The sequence below is a fragment of the Streptomyces sp. CB02058 genome, assembly GCF_001905505.1.
In the GTDB taxonomy this organism is placed as follows: Bacteria; Actinomycetota; Actinomycetes; order Streptomycetales; family Streptomycetaceae; genus Streptomyces.
Window position 1 is genome coordinate 443,993 of sequence record NZ_LIPG01000002.1, and the last position, 18,707, is coordinate 462,699.

Consider the following 18,707-nt stretch of genomic DNA (forward strand, 5'->3'; position numbering starts at 1 on the left):
TCAGCTGTCCCCCTGGTGGCGCAGCGACACCGCGGGATCGGCCCGGCGCAGTGTCATCGCGGCGACGATCAGCAGCGGCAGCGCGGCGACGGAGGCCAGCAGCACGGCGACCTGCCAGGCCGGGAGCAGCACCAGCACATCGGGCACGGGCCGTGCCGCCTGCCCGGTGAGCACGACGAGAGGCACCACGGCCCTGGTCAGCACCGCCCCGAGGGCGAGCCCGATCAGCAGGGCCAGAGTGATCAGCACGCCCTGCTCGGCTGCCAGCATCCGGGCCAGCCGCCGACGGGGCGCGCCCAGCGCCCTCAACACGGCCAACTCGGAGGCCCGTTCGCGCTGCGACCCCACGAGGCCCACGGCGAACCCGACCGCGGCCAGCGCGGCGGCGACAACGGCGACCGCCAGCAGCGCGGACTGCGGCCCCGCCCCCAGGGGGTCGTCCGCCAGCTCCCGCGCCACCTCGTCCCGGACCCGCACCTGCGCGGGATCGGTCCCCGGCAGCGCGCGCAGCCGGGCCGCCACCTCGGGACCGTCGCCGGGCGCGGTGCTCAGCCACCACTCGGTCGGCGCGAGGGTGGCGCCCTCCCGGTGGGCGAGCACCTCCGACACCGCCCTGAGGTCCAGCAGCAGGCCGCCGCCCGGCTTCGCGGACGACTCCCCGGCAGGCACCGCCGCGCCGGGGGAACCCGTGACGGCCGCCCCGGGGCCCGTGGTCGGCAGCTGACGCACCGCCTTCACCAGTCGCACCCGGACCGTGCTGCCCGCCAGCGTGAGGTCGACCTCCTGGCCGGGCTTCGCCCCCGAATACGTCAGATACGCGTCGGTGGCCACGGCCTTCAGCGCCGGAGCCGCCGGGCGGGCCGCGGTGATCCGGAGCGTGCTGACACGCTCGGTCCCGAAGAACGAGGTGTCCGGCGGGACCGCTCCGGTGGCGTGGCGGAACGACGGCGCGGCACCCGCGCCGGTCACCTCCCGCACCTGCTCGCCGGGGCGTGTCTCACCCGCCTCGGTCATCGTCGCCGCGGCCTTCCAGCGCACCGCCTCCGAGGCCGGTACCGGCCGCTCGCTCCCGCCCGGGGTGAGCACCCGCAGCCCCGATACGGACACCAGCCGCTCCTCCGGGCTGCCCACGGGGGTCTCGCCGTCCACCTCGAAGCCGGTCACGGCCAGCCGCCCCGACGCGGACACAGGGAAGGACAGGGTGTGCGCCGCGCCGTCGACGGGAACGGCCCCCGCGCCCACGCGGTAGCCGATGCCGTAACGGTCCTCCAGCAGCACGCCGACCAGCGGCGCCGAGCCCGACGGCGACTTCCCGTCCGGCGCCGAGGTGTCGCGTATCCGCAGCTCGAACAGGACCCTGGTGCCGTCCTCGGGCAGCACCACCCCGGTCCGGGCGGTCCTCGGCGGGGCGATCGCGCCGAACAGCTCCCGCGAGGACGTGCCGGCCAGGTCCTGGCGCATCAGCATCCCCTCGTCCGCGTGCGCGGTGTCCAGGGCCAGCACCTCGGCCGTCCGCCCTCCGGAGAGGTCGGCCGTCGTACGGAACGCGGGAGCCGCGTCCCGTACGCCGTCGATGTCCGTGTACGGGGCCGCGTTCGCCGGGTCCCCGGCGAGCCCGCCCGTCATGCGCACCGAGGCGCCCGACCTGAAGTCCGCCTGGTCGCCCTGCGAACGGTCCCAGGACGCGCTCTGGCCGATGGCCAGCATGCCCATGGCGACCGAGAGGACCAGCAGCAGCACCGGGCCCGCGCCCCGCAGCGGACGCCTGCTGAACTGCCAGCCCGCCAGAGCCGTGGCCAGCCCCCTGCCGCCCGCCGCACGGCGCTCCGCCAGCCGGGCCGCGGGCGGCAGCAGCCTCAGGGTGAGTACGGTGCCGGCGAGCAGGGCCAGCGCGGGGGCGGCCACCAGCAGCGGGTCGATGCCCAGCTCGCCCTCGCGGTCGCCGCTCAGGGCGCCGCCGCCCGATGCCCCGGTCTGCCGGTCCAGCTGCCAGTACGCCACCCCGGCGATCAGCAGCAGCCCCAGGTCGGCGCCCGCGCGCACCGGAGTGGGAAGCGCCGAAGCCCGCGCGCCCCGGCGCTCGCCCACACCCTGCGCGAGCGCGGGCGCGACCACCGCGAGCGCGCACGCCAGCGCGATGGCGGCGGCCACCAGCCAGACCGTGCCGTCCACCCCGCCGTCGAGCCGCAGCCCGATCCGGGAGAGCTCGCTCCGGTCGGCGAGCAGCCGGGTCAGCGGCCCGGCCAGCAGCGGGGCGGCCACGGCGGCGGGCACCGCGAGCAGCAGCGCCTCGATGGCGGCGAGCGAGGCGATCCGGCCCCTGGATCCGCCCCGCGCGCGCAGCAGTTCGGTCTCTCCGCCGCGCTCGCTGCTCAGCAGCCGGGCCACGAGCAGCAGCGCGTAACCGGCGAGCAGGACCAGCTGCACGGCGACGATCATGACCGTGGAGCGGGACACCAGCAGGGCCCGCTCGATCTGGCCGATGACGGTCGGCAGCGACGTCCGCACCGTGGCCCCGTCCCCGAACACCGGGGAGGCCGCCAGCGCCTTCGGGCCGTCCGTCGCCGTCCGGCGCAGCGCCTCGGTCCGGCCCGTCGTCACCGTACGGAAGTCGGCGGCGGCCAGCCAGGAGACCGGCCCCGCGGTGAGCCTGCCGGAGCCGAGCACGGCCGGGTCGGCGAGCAGCGGGCCGTAGGTGGTGAAGACGACCTCGCGGACACCGCGCCCTGCGAGCGGGTCCAGCTTCCAGTAGGGATCGGCCAGGTCGGACGCCTCGTACAGGCCGGTGACCTCGATGCGGAGCGGGGTCTCCTCCAGCCGCTCCGTGAGCGTGATCCGCGCGCCCGGCCGCAGCTTCAGGGCCTCGGCGGCCTGACGCGGCAGCGCCACCTGCACGGGGTCCCCGGCGGCGCCGGCCCCGGCGTCCGGCATGCGCCCCTCGACGAGGCGGACACGGCTGCGGTCGAGGGAGGCCAGATGCGTCAGATCCGGCTCGCCACGCTGCTCGGCGGGGCTCTGGAGAGCGCGGGGCAGGGCGTACGGCCCGGAGCTCTCCAGCTTCCGTACGGTCACCGGCAGTCCGTCGAAGGTGTCACGGGCCGCCCGGCGGACCGTGGCGTCGGCCTCCTCCCGCCGCTCGCCGTCCACATCGGCGGAGACCAGGAGGGAGGCCCCCTCGGCGGAGCGGTGGGTGAGGGTGTGCCGCAGGGCGGCGTCGCCCATGGCACCCGAGAAGGCGGTGAGCGCGGCGAGGACACAGGTGGTGAGCAGGACGGCCAGCAGGGCGGCGGTCAGCAGGAGCCGGTGCGCGCGAACCCGCAGAAGGACGAACCCCGTCACCTGATCCCCCGAAACTCAAGCCCCGTACGCCCCGTACGCCCCCGACGTCTCTCCGGATGCTTTCAGAGCGCACGGCTTCTGGAAACCGCTTGTGAGCGCACCTTGATGGGATCGTGACCGTTATGCGGCGGCGGATCACCGGAATCCGCGCACCGTGTCAGCCGGCGGTGTTGATCATCGATGCGGCGGCATAGACGAGGTAGTCCCACAACTGCCGCTCCTGCTCGGCGGGAAGGCCGAGCTCGTCGACCGCCACCCGCATGTGGCCGAGCCAGGCGTCGTGCGCCGCCCTGTCCACCTGGAAGGGGGCGTGCCGCATCCGCAGCCGGGGATGTCCCCGCTGGTCGCTGTAGGTGCGCGGACCTCCCCAGTACTGCATGAGGAACAGCGCGAACCGCTCCTCGGCCGGGCCCAGATCCGCCTCCGGATACATGGGGCGCAGCAGCGGGTCGTCGGCGACGCCCTGGTAGAAGCGGTGGACCAGGCGCCGGAACGTCTCCTCGCCGCCGACCTGCTCGTAGAAGGTCTGCTCCTGAAGCGTGTCGCGCGGAATCTCTGTCACCCGTCCATCGTCGCAGACGCACGGCGGAGGGCCGGGGTCCTAGGACCCCGGCCCCCGGCCGCACGCTTCCCGTTCCCGCCGGATCAGTCGCGGCGGACCGTGATGGTCGTCCACGCGCCGACATGCACCTGGTCGCCGTCCTGGAGCGGGACGGGGACATAGGGCTGGATCGGGTCCTCGGCACCGTTGAGCGTGGTGCCGTTGGTGGAGTTCTGGTCGACGACGGCCCAACTGCCGTCCGGCTGCTGCACCAGCACGGCGTGCTGGTGCGAGACGCCCGGGTCCTCCGGCGGCCTGGCCAGATCGATGTCGGGGGACTCGCCCGTGCTGTGCCTGCGGCGGCCGATGGTGATCTGGTTGCCGGTGAGCGCGAGGCGCTGCTCCGGGGAGTACGCGGGCAGGTTGAGCCCCGTCGCCTCGGGGCCGCTGCGCTGCATCATCGCCAGGAAGTAGTCACGGTCCGGGGCGATCACGGCGGTCCAGCTCGCAGGCCCCTGGTTCTGGCCGCCCTGGGCGGGACCCTGGCCGGGGAACTGCTGCTGCGGCGCCTGCGGGGGCTGCTGCTGAGGCGTCTGCGGACCCTGCTGGAAACCCTGCTGCTGCGGCGGCTGCTGGCGCGACGGCGGCGGCAGCATCCAGTCGTCGTCCCCGCCGGGCTGCGGCGCCTGCGGCTGTGCGGGCGCGGGCGGCGCGGACTGCTGCTGGAACGACGGCGGGGGCGGCGGACCCTGACGCTGCGGGTCGAAGGGCGAGGGCGGAGCCTGCGGGCCGCCCTGCGGTCCCTGCTGGCCCGGCTGCTGGCCCGGCTGGGGTCCCTGGGGAGCGAAGGGCGAGGGCGGGCCGGGCGGCGTCTGCCGCCCCTGCTCCTGCTGCTCGAAGGGCGAGGGCGACTGCTGCTGGAAGGCCGGCGGAGGCGGCGGCCCCTGCCTGAACGACGGCGGCGGGCCACCCTGCTGGAAGGCCGGCGGGGGCGGCGGGCCCTGCCGGCCGTCCTGCTCCGGCGGACCCGGCCGGGAGCCCTGCTCCGGCGAGAGCGGCTCGGCCGGCCGGTTCACCTGGGAGGGACGGGAGCCCTGGTACTCGAACGGGTCCCGCTGCTGCTGCGGCGGCGGACCCTGCTGGGCCTGGAAGCCCGGGGGAAGATTCAGCCCCGGCACCCCGGAGCCCACGCCGCCCTGCGGGGCGAGCGGGGTGTAGGACGTCGCCGTGTTCGTGAGGAAGTTCCAGCGGCACTCCTCGCAGTACGGCGCCATCGCCTCACGCGGGGTGCGGCACTGCGGGCAGAGCTCGGCCTGTGCGGTCGGCTCCCCGGAACCCTGCGGGTAGCCGTAACCGGGCGCGGGCGGCGGGGGAGGCGGCGGCGGGACCGCGCCCGCGGGCGCGCCCGCCCCGGCCATGCGATGTCCGCAGACCTCGCACCAGTCCTCGGAACCCGACTGGTGTCCGTTCGGGCAGGTCGGCATGTCGGCGCTTCCCCCTCTCCTCGTCCGGCCCGGAGGCCGCCATGCTTGTCGGTGCACCGTCCGGTCGGCCGGGAGGGCTTTCCGCACGCTTGCGTCGTTGTCTTTCGTACGACTATTTCTTTACGCGAACGGTCTTGGTCGAGCGCGTTTCGAGTGTCATCTCGTCCGCTTCCGCCACCCTCGCTTTGAGTCGCACAGTACCGGTCGCCGCGTCGACGACGTCGACCACCTTCGAAAGCAGTTTCGCAGTATCCGCGTTTCCGGAAGCCGACGCGAGCTGCACCGCACGGCCGAGTTTCGCCGTCGCGCCGTCGAAGTCTCCCGATTTGCGCGCATCGAGCCCCTGCTGGATGACTTGGGCCAGTTCCGCCTGTCCCGTGTAGTGCGCGACCTGGGGGTTGATCGAGGTGGAAGCCACCATGTCGTCCGTCCACACCGCCCGTACGAGACCCTGTGAGAGCGTCTGCGGAGGGGTGCCGTCCGAGGGCGCGGGCAGGATCAGGGACACCCGGGCGGCCAGCATCTCCTGGCCGATCCCGGCCTCCGGAACCCTGACGCACACGTGGTAGTCCCGGGACTCGTCGCCCCAGGAACCCGTCGGATAGTCCCCGGCGCGCGGGGGCGCCTCCGTGCGGCGGCCGGTCAGGTCGGCGACCGTGGGCGCCACCTGCTTGACGAACACGATCTCCACGCCCACGGGGGTCCAGAGGCGCAGTGCCACGTCCGCGACCTCCTTGCCCATCGCGTTCTCCATCATCTGCGTGAAGTCCGCGGCGAGGCCCGCCGGATCGGCGACGATGTCCGCCGTGCCGAGCAGGGCGGAGGCGATGGCTGTGACCTCTTTCACCTCCCAGTCCGTCCCGACGCCCCGCGCGTCACAGGTGAACCGGCCCGCGCAGGCGTCCAGGGCGGCCCGCAGATCCTCCGGGGACTCGTGCTCGTTGCGCCCGTCGGTGAGCAGGATGCCGTGCCGGATGTCCACGTCGGCGGCCCCGAGCAGCCGGTCCGCCAGTTGCAGCCAGGTCCCGATCGCCGTGCCGCCGCCCGCGCTCAGCCGGCGCAGGGCCTCCTTCGCCTGCGCCCTGGACGCCGGGTCCGCGGTCGCCAGCCCTCCGTTGCCCGGGAACACGTCCTTGGCCACGTGCGTCCCCGCGACGACGGCGAAACGGGTGCCGTCGCGCAGGGTGTCGATCGCCGCGGCCGTCGCGTCGCGGGCGTTGCGCATCTTCGTCGGCGGGTAGTCCATCGAACCCGAGCAGTCGACCATGAGCACCACGGCGGCGTCCGGCGCCTGCCCCGGGGCGCGCACGGGCGCCGGGGCCGCGTCGGACAGCGGCACACCGCCGGTCGTCCCCCCGCCGGTGGAGGTGACGGTGACGATCGCGTTGACCTCGCGTCCGCCCTCGGGCAGATAGGCGTTCTGGTACACCTCGACGGAGAATTGCGGCACGTTCGACTTGGAGAAGTTGGCCATCTGATCGGCTCCTTGAGGCTCCACGTAGGTGCAGGTGAAGACAGCTGTGCGGACAGAGTTCAGGAGGGTGGACGAGCGGAACGCGGGAGCGGACGAGCGGAGAGGGGAAGGACGGGGCCGAGCCGGGCTCAGGCCGATCCTGCCCCCCGGGCCGCCACGGCGAACGGCAGCAGCGCCACTGTTACGTTGTCGTGGCCCCCGCCGTCGAGCGCGTGGCCGACCAGCACCTGGGCGCCGTGCAACGGCCGTTCGTACGCGTCCGGCGGCACCGCGGCGGCCATCTCCGCCGCCGCCTCCGCGTAGTTCCACAGTCCGTCGGTGCACACCACGACGAGGCCCGGCCGGTCCGGCTTGAAGGACGCGGTGTGCGGCTCCAGTTCGTACGCGTCGGCGCCGAGCCAGCCCGTGATGGCGTGGGCGCGCTCGTCGGCGTACGCCTCCGCCTCGTTCATCAGGCCCGTCGCCACCATCTGCGCGGCCCAGGAGTCGTCCTCCGTGAGCCGGGCCGGCGGGTTGGCGCGGTCCTCGGGCACCCAGTAGACCCGGCTGTCGCCCACCCAGCCCACGACCAGCAGACCGCCCGCCATGATCGCGCCGACCAGGGTGCAGGCAGGGGCGTTCTGGTGGCGGTGCTGATCGTGCTCCATCGCCTGACCGGGTTCCAGAGCAAGGGAGTTGACGGCCTCGGACGCGGCCAGGATCGCCTCGTGCATCGCCTGCTGGGGGTGCGTGCCGCGCGGCAGCGACTCCAGCAGCGACTCGTTGGCGGCGCTCGCGGCGGCGGCCGACGCCTCGTCGGGGCGGCTCGCGGAGGAGACGCCGTCGCAGACGATCGCGACGACGGCGGGCGAACCGTCGGGCAGGGCGGTGGAGGACACCGCGAACGCGTCCTCGTTGCGGTGGTGGCGCAGGCCGCGGTCGCTGACCGCCGCCACGGAGCCGAGCTCCTGCTCCATGTGGTCGCGCTCGCGGGGCTGGGCGTGGCCGCAGTTCTCGCAGTAGCCGTCGGGGTCCACATGGCCCGAGCGGCAGGCGACGCACACCTTGGCGCCCGTCGCCGAGGCACCCGCGGGGGCGTGTTCCACCGTACGGGGGTCGGGCGCGGCCAGCTCGAAGTCGCCCGAGCCGTCCGCCGGACCGCCTGTCGCGGCCCCGCCGCCCGGCTCGTCGAGGCGGACCGCGGAGGGGGCCGCCGTGGGCAGGGGCCTGCCGCCCGAGTCCACGCCCGGGAGATCGGCGGGCCGGTGCGTGGGAGCCGGCAGATCGGAGCTGTCGGTCTCCGAGGCGCGCGGCCACTCCACCGCACCGGCGGCGGGCACGCCGACGCTCTGCGGGGGCACCGTGATGGCGACCGTCGGACGGTCCGGTGGCGTGGGCACGGCCGAGAGGTCGTATCCGCACGCGCCGCAGAACAGGTCGCCCGGCGCCGGCGGTTCCTCGCAGCCGGGGCACCCCGGCAAGGAGGCCTGCTGGTGGCTCTGTGACATCTTCACACCCAGGTCCGGGGGCGGAAACGGTTGGCCCGCTCCACCAGTTCGATCCTCTCGTCGCCCCGCTGCGCGAGCCGGGCGAGCATCCTGTACGAGCGTTCGAGGCCGAACCTGAGGCCCCGCTCGTCCAGCTCGCTGCCCAGCACCGTCCTCGGGCCCGCGGCTGCGGGGGAGGGCGGACCGGGTGGCGGAGCCGTGGGACTACCGGAGAGTACCCAGTCAAGTGCCGTACCCAGCACCTCGGTCGACAACTGTTCACGTCGGACCGCGTCCAGGCCGTAGCCCTTGAGCGCCGTCACCTGGTCGGCGGCGGCCGAGAGGTCGTCGATCAGCGGCTCCTGCGGGGCCCGCCCGCGCAGACGGGCCCGCACCGCGGCCACCCGGGCGGCCGTGTAGTGGATCGACGACTCCGGTACGGACTCCAGGGTGCGCACCGCCGCCGCCCGGTCGCCCGCCGCGATCTGCACGCGGGCCAGGCCGAACGCGGCGCTGACGAAGCTCGGGTCGGTCGTCCACACCAGCCGGTAGTACTCGGCGGCGTTGTCCAGCTGGCCCAGCACCTCCGCGCAGATGCCCAGCGCCAGCTTCGGCGCGGGTTCGCCGGGGAAGGCGTCGTACACCGCGTCGAAGGACAGCGCGGCGTTCTCCTTGTCGCCGGTCACCAGCGAGGTGATCCCGCGGTACCAGACGACCCGCCAGTCGTCGGGGTGCCGGCTCTCCACCGAGGTCAGCGCCCTTACGGCGGAGTCGAGTTCGCTCAGCTCCAGCCGGGCGCGCAGCTCCCGCAGCCGGGTCTCCAGCGAGGCGGCGGGCACCGAGTGCAGGGCGGAGATCAGCTCGGCGGGCGCCGACGCCATCACCCCGGCGAGGAAGCCGGCGTTGGGGTCGTTCGGGTCGACGCGGGGGACCGGCAGGGCCAGCGAGGTCGCCCGCGCGTCGAAGACGGCGAGCCGGGGGCCGGCCACCGGGAGCCGGAGCGGCTCCGGGACCGCCGCACGCGGGGCGGGGACCGCCACCTGGGCCTGCGCGTACGCGGGCGGGGAGCCGGCCGGGCCCCCTGCCGCGCCGCCCCGGACGTGGGTGTCCGGCGCGTACACCGGGGCGGCGCCCGCCGGCACGGCGAGCGGTGCCGGCCCGGCGGGGGCCGGAGCGATGACGGCCGTGGGGGCGGAGGCGGGCAGGGCGGGGGCCGGACCGCGACGGCGGCCGAAACGCCCCCGGCCGCCGGACGGGTCCGTGCGGACGCCGAGCCGCGACACCTCGTCCGTCAGCACGGCGAACAACTCCGTGTCCGTCACGCGGAGTTCCGTGCCGAACAGCGTCGAGAGCGCCGGTCGCGGGCGTCCCGTCTGGAGGGCGACCACCTCCCGCAGCACCCCCGTCAGCTGCTCCGCCATCTCCGCGGCCGAGGCGAACCGGCGTGCCGGGTCGGGGTCCGTGGCCCGCACCAGCAGCCGGTAGAAGGACTCGTATCTCCGGAACACCTCGATGTTGTCCGGGTCGGGCAGTGAGTCCACGAAGACGTTCGTGTAGCCCTGGAAGTCGAAGGTGAGCACCGCGAGCGTCCGCGCGACCGTGTAGAGGTCCGAGGCGACCGACGGGCCGGCCTCGGCCACCTCGGGGGCCTGGTAGCCGACGGTGCCGTAGATGGCCGACTCGTCGTCGTCCATCCTGCGCACCGCGCCCATGTCGATGAGCTTGAGCTGGTCCTCGGTCTGGATCGCGTTGTCGACCTTGAAGTCGCAGTACAGCAGGTTGCGGCTGTGCAGATGGCCGAGCGCCTCCAGCGCCTCGATCCCGTACGCGCAGGCCTGCTCGACCGGCAGCGGGTCCCGCTTCCCGGCCGGGGTGCGGCGCTCGTTGGCGATCTCCTTGAGCGCCTTCCCGCCGACGTACTCCATCACGATGTAGCCGTCGAGCGAACCGGTGCGCTGGTCCAGGTGCTCCACGAAGTTGTAGATGCGGACGATGTTGGAGTGCTCGATCTCCGCGAGGAAGCGCCGCTCGGAGATGGCCGCGGCCATGGCGTCCTGGTCCCCGGTGTCCAGCAGGCCCTTGAGGACCACCCAGCGGTCGGAGACCGCGCGGTCCACCGCGAGATAGACCCAGCCGAGCCCGCCGTGCGCCAGGCAGCCCGCGACCTCGTACTGCCCGTGCACGATGTCGCCGCCACGCAGCTTGGGCACGAAGGAGTACGGGTGGCCGCACTTGGTGCAGAAGCCCTCGGTGCGGCCGGGCCGCTCGCCGCGCGCACGGCCCACCGGGGCGCCGCAGTCGGAGCGCGAGCAGAATCGCTTCCGCTCGGGAACCTCGGGGTTCTCCATCACCGCCGTGTGCGGGTCGGGGCGGGGCACGTCGGGCACGAGCACCAGGCCCGCGCCCAGCCTGCCGCGCCGGGACGTGGAGCCCGTCGACGATCCGGAGGAACGCACCGACACCGAGCGGGACGTGGACCCGCCCGACAGGGACCGGGAGAGCCGCCCCGAGACCGAACGCCGGGAGGTCGACGAGCGGGACGAGGAGCGCGAGGACGCCTGTGAACCGGTCCGCTGCGAGGTGCTGCTGCTTCCCCGGCCGCCGGACGCCCTGCCGCCGCCCGCGATGCCGGTGGGCGGCGAGCTCACCATGCCCGTCGGCGACACGACCGGCGCGAGGCCGCAGGTGTCGCAGTACAGCTCGCCGCCGCCCATGTCCTCGTAGTCGCCCTCGCACGTGGGGCGCTGGCACTGCGTACTCATGATGTCTCCCCCTGTCCGTCGTGCTCGCCCCGACGACGCGGTGTCAGCAGGTCCGTCGCGGCCCGCTGATAGCGCAGCACCGCCTGTTCGGCCACGCGCAGATCGCACGGCGCGCTCCACAGCATCCGGCGGGCCGCGTCGTACCGCTCGATCAGGAACGGGTCCTCCGCCAGCCCGTGCCGGGCCACCTTCGCCTTGTAGGCGTCCAGCCTTCCGCGCAGCTCCGCACGGACCGCGAGCGGAGCCGTGACGGACGTCAGCGACTCCCGGGCGCGCAGCAGTTCGTCCTCGGCCTCCCGCTCCAGCGAGTCCAGCAGCGGCGACAGCCGGTTCCACTGGGCGTGCCTGCGGTACTCCGACGCGGCGGCCAGCCGCTCCTGGAGCGCGGTCGGCGGGCCGCTGACCGCGGGCACCTCGGAGGCGGCGATCTTCGCCAGCACCTCACCCCGCGCGGAGCGCGCCTCGGCGAGGGTGCGGTCGGCGCGCGAGAGCACGTCCCGCAGCTGCACCAGGCGCTGTTCGGCGTCCTGCCGGACCGCGAGCACCGCCTCGACCTCCCGGCGTACGTCCTCCAGGGCGCGGGCCGCACGGTCGTAGCGCGTGGTGTCGGGGCGCCCGCCGCCGGGTGCGGCGCTGCCGGGGCCCGGCAGCCAGAACGCCAGCGGATCGGAGATCACCTGCACCCGCAGCGTGGTCAGCTCCTGGGTGATCGACTCCAGGTCGTCCCCGGCGGGATGCTCCCCCGGCCGCACCCCGACCGAGTGCGCCAGCGAACGGGTGCGGCGCAGCTCCGCGGCCAGCAGGTCTATGCGGGCGGGCATCGCCGACCACACGGAGTCCGCGGCGACGACCATGTCCAGCGACCGGGCGTACAGGTCGTTCATCCGGGCGACGAGCCCCTCCAGCGTGAACCGCTCGGAGAGCCTGGCCCCGCCGCCGCCGCCGGCCGAGGGCGCGGGGACGACCGCGCCCGGGTTCGCGACGGTCACGCTGGCGCCGCGCAGCAGCTCCGTCAGGGCCGCCAGATCGTCCCTGCTGGGATGACGGCGCCCGGCGCGGATACCGCGCGCCGTGGAGAGCGCGCCCGCGTAGGCGTCGAAGTACCCCCACAGCAGGGTGATCGACTGCTCGGTCGCGGCCCAGCGTTCCTTGGTGACGCCGGTCAGGTCGGCGCCCTCCAGGAGCCGGCGGCCGGCGTGGTCCTGCAGGGCGAGGAGCGAGGTCTCGATCGCCTCGTGCTCCGCACCGAGCCGGGCCAGCGCACGGTCCGCCTCGTCCCGGTCCATGACCGGGCCGGGGGGCCTCCCCGCGAAGCCGGGGAAGGAACCCGCCACGCCCATCGATCACCTCTCCGCTCGTGCCGCCGGGCCCGGGGGGCCCGGACCGTCTCAGTTGCTCCGGTACTTGGGGGCCGGGGGCCCCGTGATCCCGGGCAGCCCCGTCGCCAGCCAGGTGCGGTAGGACGTCATCCAGGGGCTGTCCTTGCCGCCCTGGCGGTACTCGTCCAGCACATGGTTGATCCGGGCCACCAGGTCGTCGGAGCCCAGCTTCGCCGCGACGCCGTAGTACTCCGTGGTGAACGGCCCGTCGCCCTTCAGCTCCACCGCCGGGTCCTGGGCCGCCTGGCCCGCCGCCAGGGCGTTGTCCGTGACCACCGCGTCGACCTCGCCGAGCTGCAGCCGCACCAGGCAGTCCAGCTGGTTGGGGACGGTCAGCTGGTCCCGGTCCTCCTCGGTGTCCTCGTGCTCGTCCTCGAACACCGCGCCGAAGGACTTCTCGTTCAGCGCCTCGAAGGCCGTGGAGCCCTCCGCCGTGCAGACCCGCTTGCCCTTCAGCGACTCGTTGTAGCCGTCGATCGTGGACGCCTTGGGAGCCAGGACCTGCTGGCCCGCCTGGAAGTACGCCGTGGAGAAGGCGACCTGGCCGATCCGCTTGCAGTTGATCGTCATCGTGCGCACGACGACGTCGACCTTGTCGTTCTCCAGGGCGGCGATCCGCTGGTTGGTGGGTATGGCGCGGAAGATCACCGCGTCCCGGTCGCCGAGGATGTTCTCCGCGATGGCGTGCACCAGGTCGATGTCGAAGCCTTCGAGGGTGCGGCTCTCCGGATTCCGGTATCCCCACTGGAAGCTGTTCTGGTCGACGCCCGCGATCAGCTTCCCGCGCTCCTGGATCTTCTTGATGGTCGGTCCGTCGGCGCTCGACGCGGGGACGCTCGCCTCAGGGTCCTTGCAGTCGTCGGCCCTGGCGGGCACCGCCGACGCCGCACCGCTGCCCGCGCTCTGTCCGCCGAACGTCCCGTCACCGTGCGCCAGCGGCAGCAGGGTGAGCGAGGCCGTGACGGCGCAGGCGACCGCCATGCCCGTCACCCCGCCCCAGCCGCGCAGTCCGCCGCGTACGGTCCGGCGCTTCGCCCTGGTCATCGGTCGTCCCCTCACCGGTACTCCGAGAGCCTGCGGTTGACCCCGACGATCGCGGCGACCGCCCCGAGCACGGCGAGCACGGCGGCCCCGACGGGCAGCCCGCCCAGCGCCCCGCGCCCGTCCTGTGCCGCCGCGTCGAACTCGTCCTGCTCATGGGCGAGCGCCTTCCGCAGCGCCTCGTCGACCTGTTCGAAGGACTCGCCCGTGGTGTCCTTCGGGCCGATGATCTGCTTCAGCGCGGCGTCGTACTCACCCCGGTCGTCCGTCGCCCGGGCCTCCTTGTGACGCTTCTGCCACTCGGACACATCCGCCATGGCGTCCCCCACCGGCTCGCTCCCCGCCGAGTCGCCGCCCGCGAGCTTCTCCGCGGTCCTCAGCTGCGCGCCGAGCTCCTTCATGCCTGTGCTGTAGTCGGTCTCGTACTTGTCCCGGGTGCCGTCCGGGGTGAGCACGGCACCACGGGCCACCAGCGTGAGGTTCTCGTTCGCGCGCGCCTTGAGGGAGTTGATCCGGGCCTTGTTGAGGACATCGAGCGACTCCTGCCCCTGAGTCATCGCCGCACGCAGCTCGGCCCTGGCGACCGTGTGCCCCACGGCCAGCCAGAGCAGGACCACCGTGGCGGCGGCCGTCGCAGCGAGGAGCCCGTGGTTGAAGACGCGGTTCGTCCTGCGGTAGTTGCGCCGTTGCATCCACACCAGCGCGGCCAGCGCCACCACCCCGGCACCCAGCGAGAGGAAGGGCCACCGCCGCGCGTCGGCCGAGTCGGTGCCGAGCCGGCCGGTCTCCGCCGTGTACAGCCGCTCGGCCGCCGGGAGGAGTTCGTTCGTCATCTTCTGGTTGGCGTACCGCAGATAGGCGCCGCCCAGCGGAAGCCCCTGCCGGTTGTTGGCCCTGGCCCGCTCGATCAGACCGGTGTACTCGGGGAGCAGCTCGCCCAGGGTGGTGATCTCCCGGTGCGAGGAGGTCGAGGCGTCGGTGCTCGCCGCGGCCTGCACCAGGAGCCGGGAGGCCTCCTTGATGTCCCGCTCGTACCGCTCGTGCACGTCCTCGGGCTCCTCGGCCCCCGCCAGGAAGCCGCTCGCCGCCATCGTGTCCGCGTCGGCGAGCGAGCGGTAGATGTCCGCCGCGTCCGCGCTCAGCGGCTGGCTGCGCTCCACCACGTCGTGCGCGGCCGAGGCCCGCGCGGAGATCTCCAGGAAGGTGACCGCTCCGAACACCACGACCAGCAGGGCCAGTGCGGCGCCGATGATCTGGAGCCGGCCCGGCTCGGTCGTCGCGGCGGCGCGCAGCCGCCGGACGGCCTCGGACGGGACGGGACGGCGCTGCGCGGGTACGGTCGCGGGCGCGGCCGACTGATCCGGCTCGGGCTCCCGCAGCACGGCCTCGCTCGGCGGGTATGTCACTCGACCTCCCCCTCGGTCACTGACGGCGGCACGGCCCCCCGGCCGATGGGAGGACTGGTGCCCGGCCAGAAGTATGGCCGGACAGAACGGCATTCACCAGGAATACCCGTATCCCGCGTCGGATGGATCTCCCCCTCATGAACACGTTCGAGGCATCCGATCGGTTCCCGCGCGGAGCCGGGGGGCGTCTCCCGTGGCCCGACGCCCCCACGTCCGCCGCCAGTCTGTCAGCTGTAACAGGCACGCAGCCTACGGTGTGCCCCGGGGGCCGCACCCGTACGGTCGAGGCCGAGCAACGCCGCTCCCAGGACCGGAGGCTGAGCGACCACCTGGATCACCGCCCTCGGGGCGCGTTCGCCCAGGAGCCGGGCGATCCTGCCGTCCAGCCGGGCGTGGCGCGCGGCCAGCACGCTGCCGCCCAGCAGTACGGGCACCTCCTCGGCCAGCAGCCCCAGCCGGTCCAGGGCCACCGACGCCATGGCGACCACCTCGTCGGCCAGCCGGTCGACCAGGGCGCCCGCCACCGGGTCCCCGGCCGCGCTCGTCGCGAACAGCACCGGGGTCAGCTCGTGCCGCCGCCCGTCGGGGATGTGTCCCCGGTGCAGCGCCTCGATGAGCTCGTACATCGAACCGAGCCCGAAGTGCCCCGGCAGCGTGCGCATCAGCTCGGTCGGCTCCCCGCGGCCGTCCTCGGCCCGCGCGGCGAACCACAGGGCCTCCTCGGAGAGTCCCGAACCGCCGCCCCAGTCACCGGAGATGCGGCCGATCGCGGGGAAGCGGGCGGTCCGGCCGTCCGGAACCATCCCGACGCAGTTGATCCCCGCGCCGCAGACCACGGCCACGCCGCGCGGCTCGTCCACCCCGGCCCGCAGGATCGCGAAGGTGTCGTTGCGCACCTCCACCGTGCCGCCCCAGCCCCGGGCGGCCAGGGCCTCGGCCAACTCGGCCTCCTCCACCGGGAGATCGGCGTTGGCCAGACAGGCCGACACGTGCGCCACGCTCCCGACCGGCTCGGCACAGCCCGCCAGCGCCTCACCGACCGCGGAGGCCAGGACGTCCACGGCCGCCTCCACCCCGACCGACGGCGGCTGGAAGCCCCCGCCGCGCGCGGTGGACAGGACCGTGCCGTCCTCGCCCACCAGCGCCACGTCCGTCTTGCTGTTGCCCGCGTCGATGGCGAGGACCGAAGCGTTCACGCCCACGGCAGGTGCTCCCTGTTGTGTGCGACGAGCCGGTCCGTGAGCGACTCGGCGTACTCGAACTGACCGATCAGCGGGTGCGCGAGCAGCGCCTTGAACACCCGGTCCCTGCCGCCGCGCAGCGCCGCGTCCAGGGCGAGGTCCTCGTACGCCGTCACGTGCGAGATCAGCCCCGAGTACATCGGGTCCAGCGACGGCACCGCGAGCGGGGTGGCGCCCGTGCCGTCCACCCGGGCCTGCACTTCGATCACCGCGTCGTCCGGCAGGAAGGGCAGGGTGCCGTCGTTGTACGTGTTGACCACCTGCACCGGGGAACCGCCCCCGCCGAGCAGGGCCGAGGCCAGGTCGACGGCCGCCTCCGAGTAGAAGGCGCCGCCCCGCTTGGAGAGCAGCTCCGGCTTCTCGTCCAGCGCGGGATCGCCGTACATCGCCAGCAGTTCCTTCTCCATCGCCGCGACCTCCGCCGCCCGGGACGGCTTGGTGCCGAGCTCCCGGACGACCTCGTCGTGCGCGTAGAAGTACCGCAGGTAGTAGGAGGGGACGACGCCGAGCCGGTCGACGATCTGCCGGGGCATGCGCAGGTCGCCCGCGATCGTGTCGCCGTGCTCCGCGAGCAGCGCGGGCAGGACGTTCTCGCCCTCCGGGCCGCCGAGGCGCACCCCGAGCTCCCACGACAGATGGTTCAGCCCGACGTGGTCCAGGTGCACCTCGCCCGGAGCGACGTCCAGGAGCCGGGCGAACTTCCGCTGGAACCCGATCGCGACGTTGCACAGCCCGACGGCCTTGTGCCCGGCTTTCAGGAGGGCCCTGGTCACGATGCCGACCGGGTTGGTGAAGTCGATGATCCAGGCGTCCGGGTTGGTGCGCCGGACCCGCTCGGCGATGTCCAGGACGACGGGCACGGTGCGCAGCGCCTTGGCGAGGCCGCCGGCCCCGGTGGTCTCCTGGCCGACGCAGCCGCACTCCAGCGGCCAGGTCTCGTCCTGGTTGCGCGCGGCCTGCCCGCCGACGCGGAGCTGGAGCAGCACCGCGTCCGCGCCCTCCACCCCAGCGTCCAGGTCGGAGGTGGTGACGATCCTCCCCGGGTGGCCCTGCTTGGCGAAGATCCGCCTGGCCAGGCCGCCGACGAGGTCGAGCCGGTCGGCCGCCGGGTCGATGAGCACCAGCTCCTCGACGGGCAGGGTGTCCCTCAACCGCGCGAAACCGTCGATCAGTTCGGGTGTGTAGGTGGACCCGCCACCAACTACTGCGAGCTTCATTCGAGCCCTTCACTCCAGTCGGTGTGATGCCTTCCGCGAAGGCCTTGTGTGCGAAGAAGAAGACGATGACGAGCGGCGCCACGCACCGTGATCAGCAGCCTCGTGCCAGGTGCGACGGGTGGGTTCACACGGTGTCGAAGACGCTGTCGCGCGCCTGGGAGAGGGCGGTGCGCAGGGCACCGGTCAGGATCGGGTCGCCCTGGATGTCGCTGACGCGGAGCAGCGGCCTCGGCAGGGCCAGACCGGTCAGCTCGGCCTCGACCCGCTCGCGGAGTGCCTCCCCGCCTGCCTGGGCCACGCGGCCGGAGAGGACGACCAGTTCGGGATCGACCACGGCGACCACGGCGGCGAGGCCGGTGGCCAGCCGGCCGGCGATCTCGGCTGACACGGCCGTGTCGGCGAGCGCCTCCGTCAGCGGCCTGCCTCCGGCCAGGGCGCGGACGGCGGGGACGGAGACCTGGCTCTGGAAGCCGCCTCCCGCGTCCGGGCTCGCCCAGTCCCGCTCGCCGCCCCGGGCCAGCGGGGCGCCGGGCAACGGCATGTACCCGATCTCCCCGGCACCGCCGGTGGCGCCGCGCAGGAGGGTGCCGCCCAGCACGATGGCCGCGCCCACGCCCTCGTCGAGCCAGGCGAGCACGAAGTGGTCGTGGTCCTGAGCCGCGCCCTCGTACTGTTCGGCGACCGCGGCGAGGTTCACGTCGTTCTCGATGACGACCGGCCTGCCGAGGACCTCGGCGAGGTCGGCGCGCAGGGTGCGCGAGTGCCAGCCGGGCAGATGGGGCGCGTAGCGCAGCTGCCCGGTGCGGGGGTCGATCGCGCCCGGTGTCCCGATGACCACGCCCTCCAGGCCGTCGTGGCCGAGCCCGGTGCCGCGCAGGGCGCCGTCCACGGCCTCGGCGACGAGCTGGGCGGTGCGATGGCGCACGTCCTCCGCGACGGCGTCCGCCTCCACCCGGCAGGAGCCGACGACGGTGCCGGTGATGTCGGCGACGACCGCGTCGATGCCGGTGGGCCCGACGGAGAGCGCCGCGACATGGGCCGCGGCCGGATCGATCTCGTACAGGACCGCCCTGGGGCCGGGGCGCCCGCTCTGGCTGCCCGTGGTGCGGACCAGCCCCGCCTCCTCCAGCCGCGCCAGCAGCTGGGAGGCGGTGGGCTTGGAGAGTCCGGTCAGCTCGCCGATGCGGGTGCGGGTCAGCGGCCCCTGGCTGACCAGGAGATCGAGCGCCGCCCGGTCGTTCATGGCGCGGAGAACGCGCGGGGTGCCCGGGGTGGTTCCGGCCATGAGCGACGCACCAGCTCTCTGTTAGGAAACTTTCCTATTGGATGAGAGGAAGGTAGAACCCCGCGGCCGGAT

The 18,707-nt window shown here is 74.0% G+C and carries 12 protein-coding genes; all 12 read right to left on the reverse strand.

Annotation, left to right across the window (positions count from 1 at the left end; all coding sequences use genetic code 11):
• The 12 genes from AMK10_RS09205 to AMK10_RS09260 all read right to left on the reverse strand — a co-directional run bounded on the left by AMK10_RS09205 (position 1) and on the right by AMK10_RS09260 (position 18,635).
• The gene (locus AMK10_RS09205; protein WP_073746816.1) at positions 1-3,339 is read right to left on the reverse strand and encodes an FtsX-like permease family protein; all 3,339 of its coding nucleotides are present in this window, start codon (positions 3,337-3,339) and stop codon (positions 1-3) included.
• Positions 3,340-3,496: 157 nt separating this feature from the next.
• Positions 3,497-3,901: a globin gene (locus tag AMK10_RS09210; RefSeq protein ID WP_073746817.1), complete on the reverse strand. Its 405-nt coding sequence runs from the start codon at positions 3,899-3,901 to the stop codon at positions 3,497-3,499.
• Between the two features lie 83 nt (positions 3,902-3,984).
• Positions 3,985-5,364 (reverse strand): FHA domain-containing protein, encoded by a 1,380-nt coding sequence (locus AMK10_RS09215; RefSeq protein WP_073746818.1) that lies wholly within the window; start codon positions 5,362-5,364, stop codon positions 3,985-3,987.
• Between the two features lie 112 nt (positions 5,365-5,476).
• Entirely contained in the window at positions 5,477-6,838 is a 1,362-nt protein-coding gene (locus tag AMK10_RS09220; RefSeq protein ID WP_073746819.1) for a vWA domain-containing protein, read from the reverse strand.
• A 128-nt stretch (positions 6,839-6,966) separates the two neighbouring features.
• Positions 6,967-8,325 carry a PP2C family protein-serine/threonine phosphatase gene (locus tag AMK10_RS09225; RefSeq protein WP_198959662.1) on the reverse strand — a complete coding sequence of 453 codons (1,359 nt, stop codon included), beginning with the start codon at positions 8,323-8,325 and terminating at the stop codon, positions 6,967-6,969.
• A 2-nt stretch (positions 8,326-8,327) separates the two neighbouring features.
• Positions 8,328-11,066, reverse strand: a complete 2,739-nt coding sequence (locus AMK10_RS09230) for a serine/threonine-protein kinase (RefSeq protein WP_073746821.1) — start codon at positions 11,064-11,066, stop codon at positions 8,328-8,330.
• Positions 11,063-12,406 (reverse strand): hypothetical protein, encoded by a 1,344-nt coding sequence (locus AMK10_RS09235; RefSeq protein ID WP_073746822.1) that lies wholly within the window; start codon positions 12,404-12,406, stop codon positions 11,063-11,065. Before AMK10_RS09235 ends, AMK10_RS09230 begins: the two co-directional genes overlap by 4 nt.
• A 48-nt stretch (positions 12,407-12,454) precedes the next feature.
• On the reverse strand, positions 12,455-13,489 hold the full coding sequence (locus tag AMK10_RS09240; protein WP_073746823.1) for a glutamate ABC transporter substrate-binding protein: 1,035 nt from the start codon (positions 13,487-13,489) through the stop codon (positions 12,455-12,457).
• Positions 13,490-13,500: 11 nt separating this feature from the next.
• The gene (locus AMK10_RS09245; protein ID WP_073746825.1) at positions 13,501-14,892 is read right to left on the reverse strand and encodes a hypothetical protein; all 1,392 of its coding nucleotides are present in this window, start codon (positions 14,890-14,892) and stop codon (positions 13,501-13,503) included.
• 227 nt (positions 14,893-15,119) lie between these two features.
• Positions 15,120-16,094, reverse strand: coding sequence for an N-acetylglucosamine kinase (locus tag AMK10_RS09250; RefSeq protein WP_073746827.1), 975 nt, complete (start codon positions 16,092-16,094; stop codon positions 15,120-15,122).
• Positions 16,085-17,350: a 6-phospho-beta-glucosidase gene (locus AMK10_RS09255; protein WP_073746829.1), complete on the reverse strand. Its 1,266-nt coding sequence runs from the start codon at positions 17,348-17,350 to the stop codon at positions 16,085-16,087. Before AMK10_RS09255 ends, AMK10_RS09250 begins: the two co-directional genes overlap by 10 nt.
• Positions 17,351-17,474: 124 nt before the next feature.
• Positions 17,475-18,635, reverse strand: coding sequence for an ROK family transcriptional regulator (locus tag AMK10_RS09260; protein ID WP_073746831.1), 1,161 nt, complete (start codon positions 18,633-18,635; stop codon positions 17,475-17,477).
• Between the last annotated feature and the right edge of the window lie 72 nt (positions 18,636-18,707).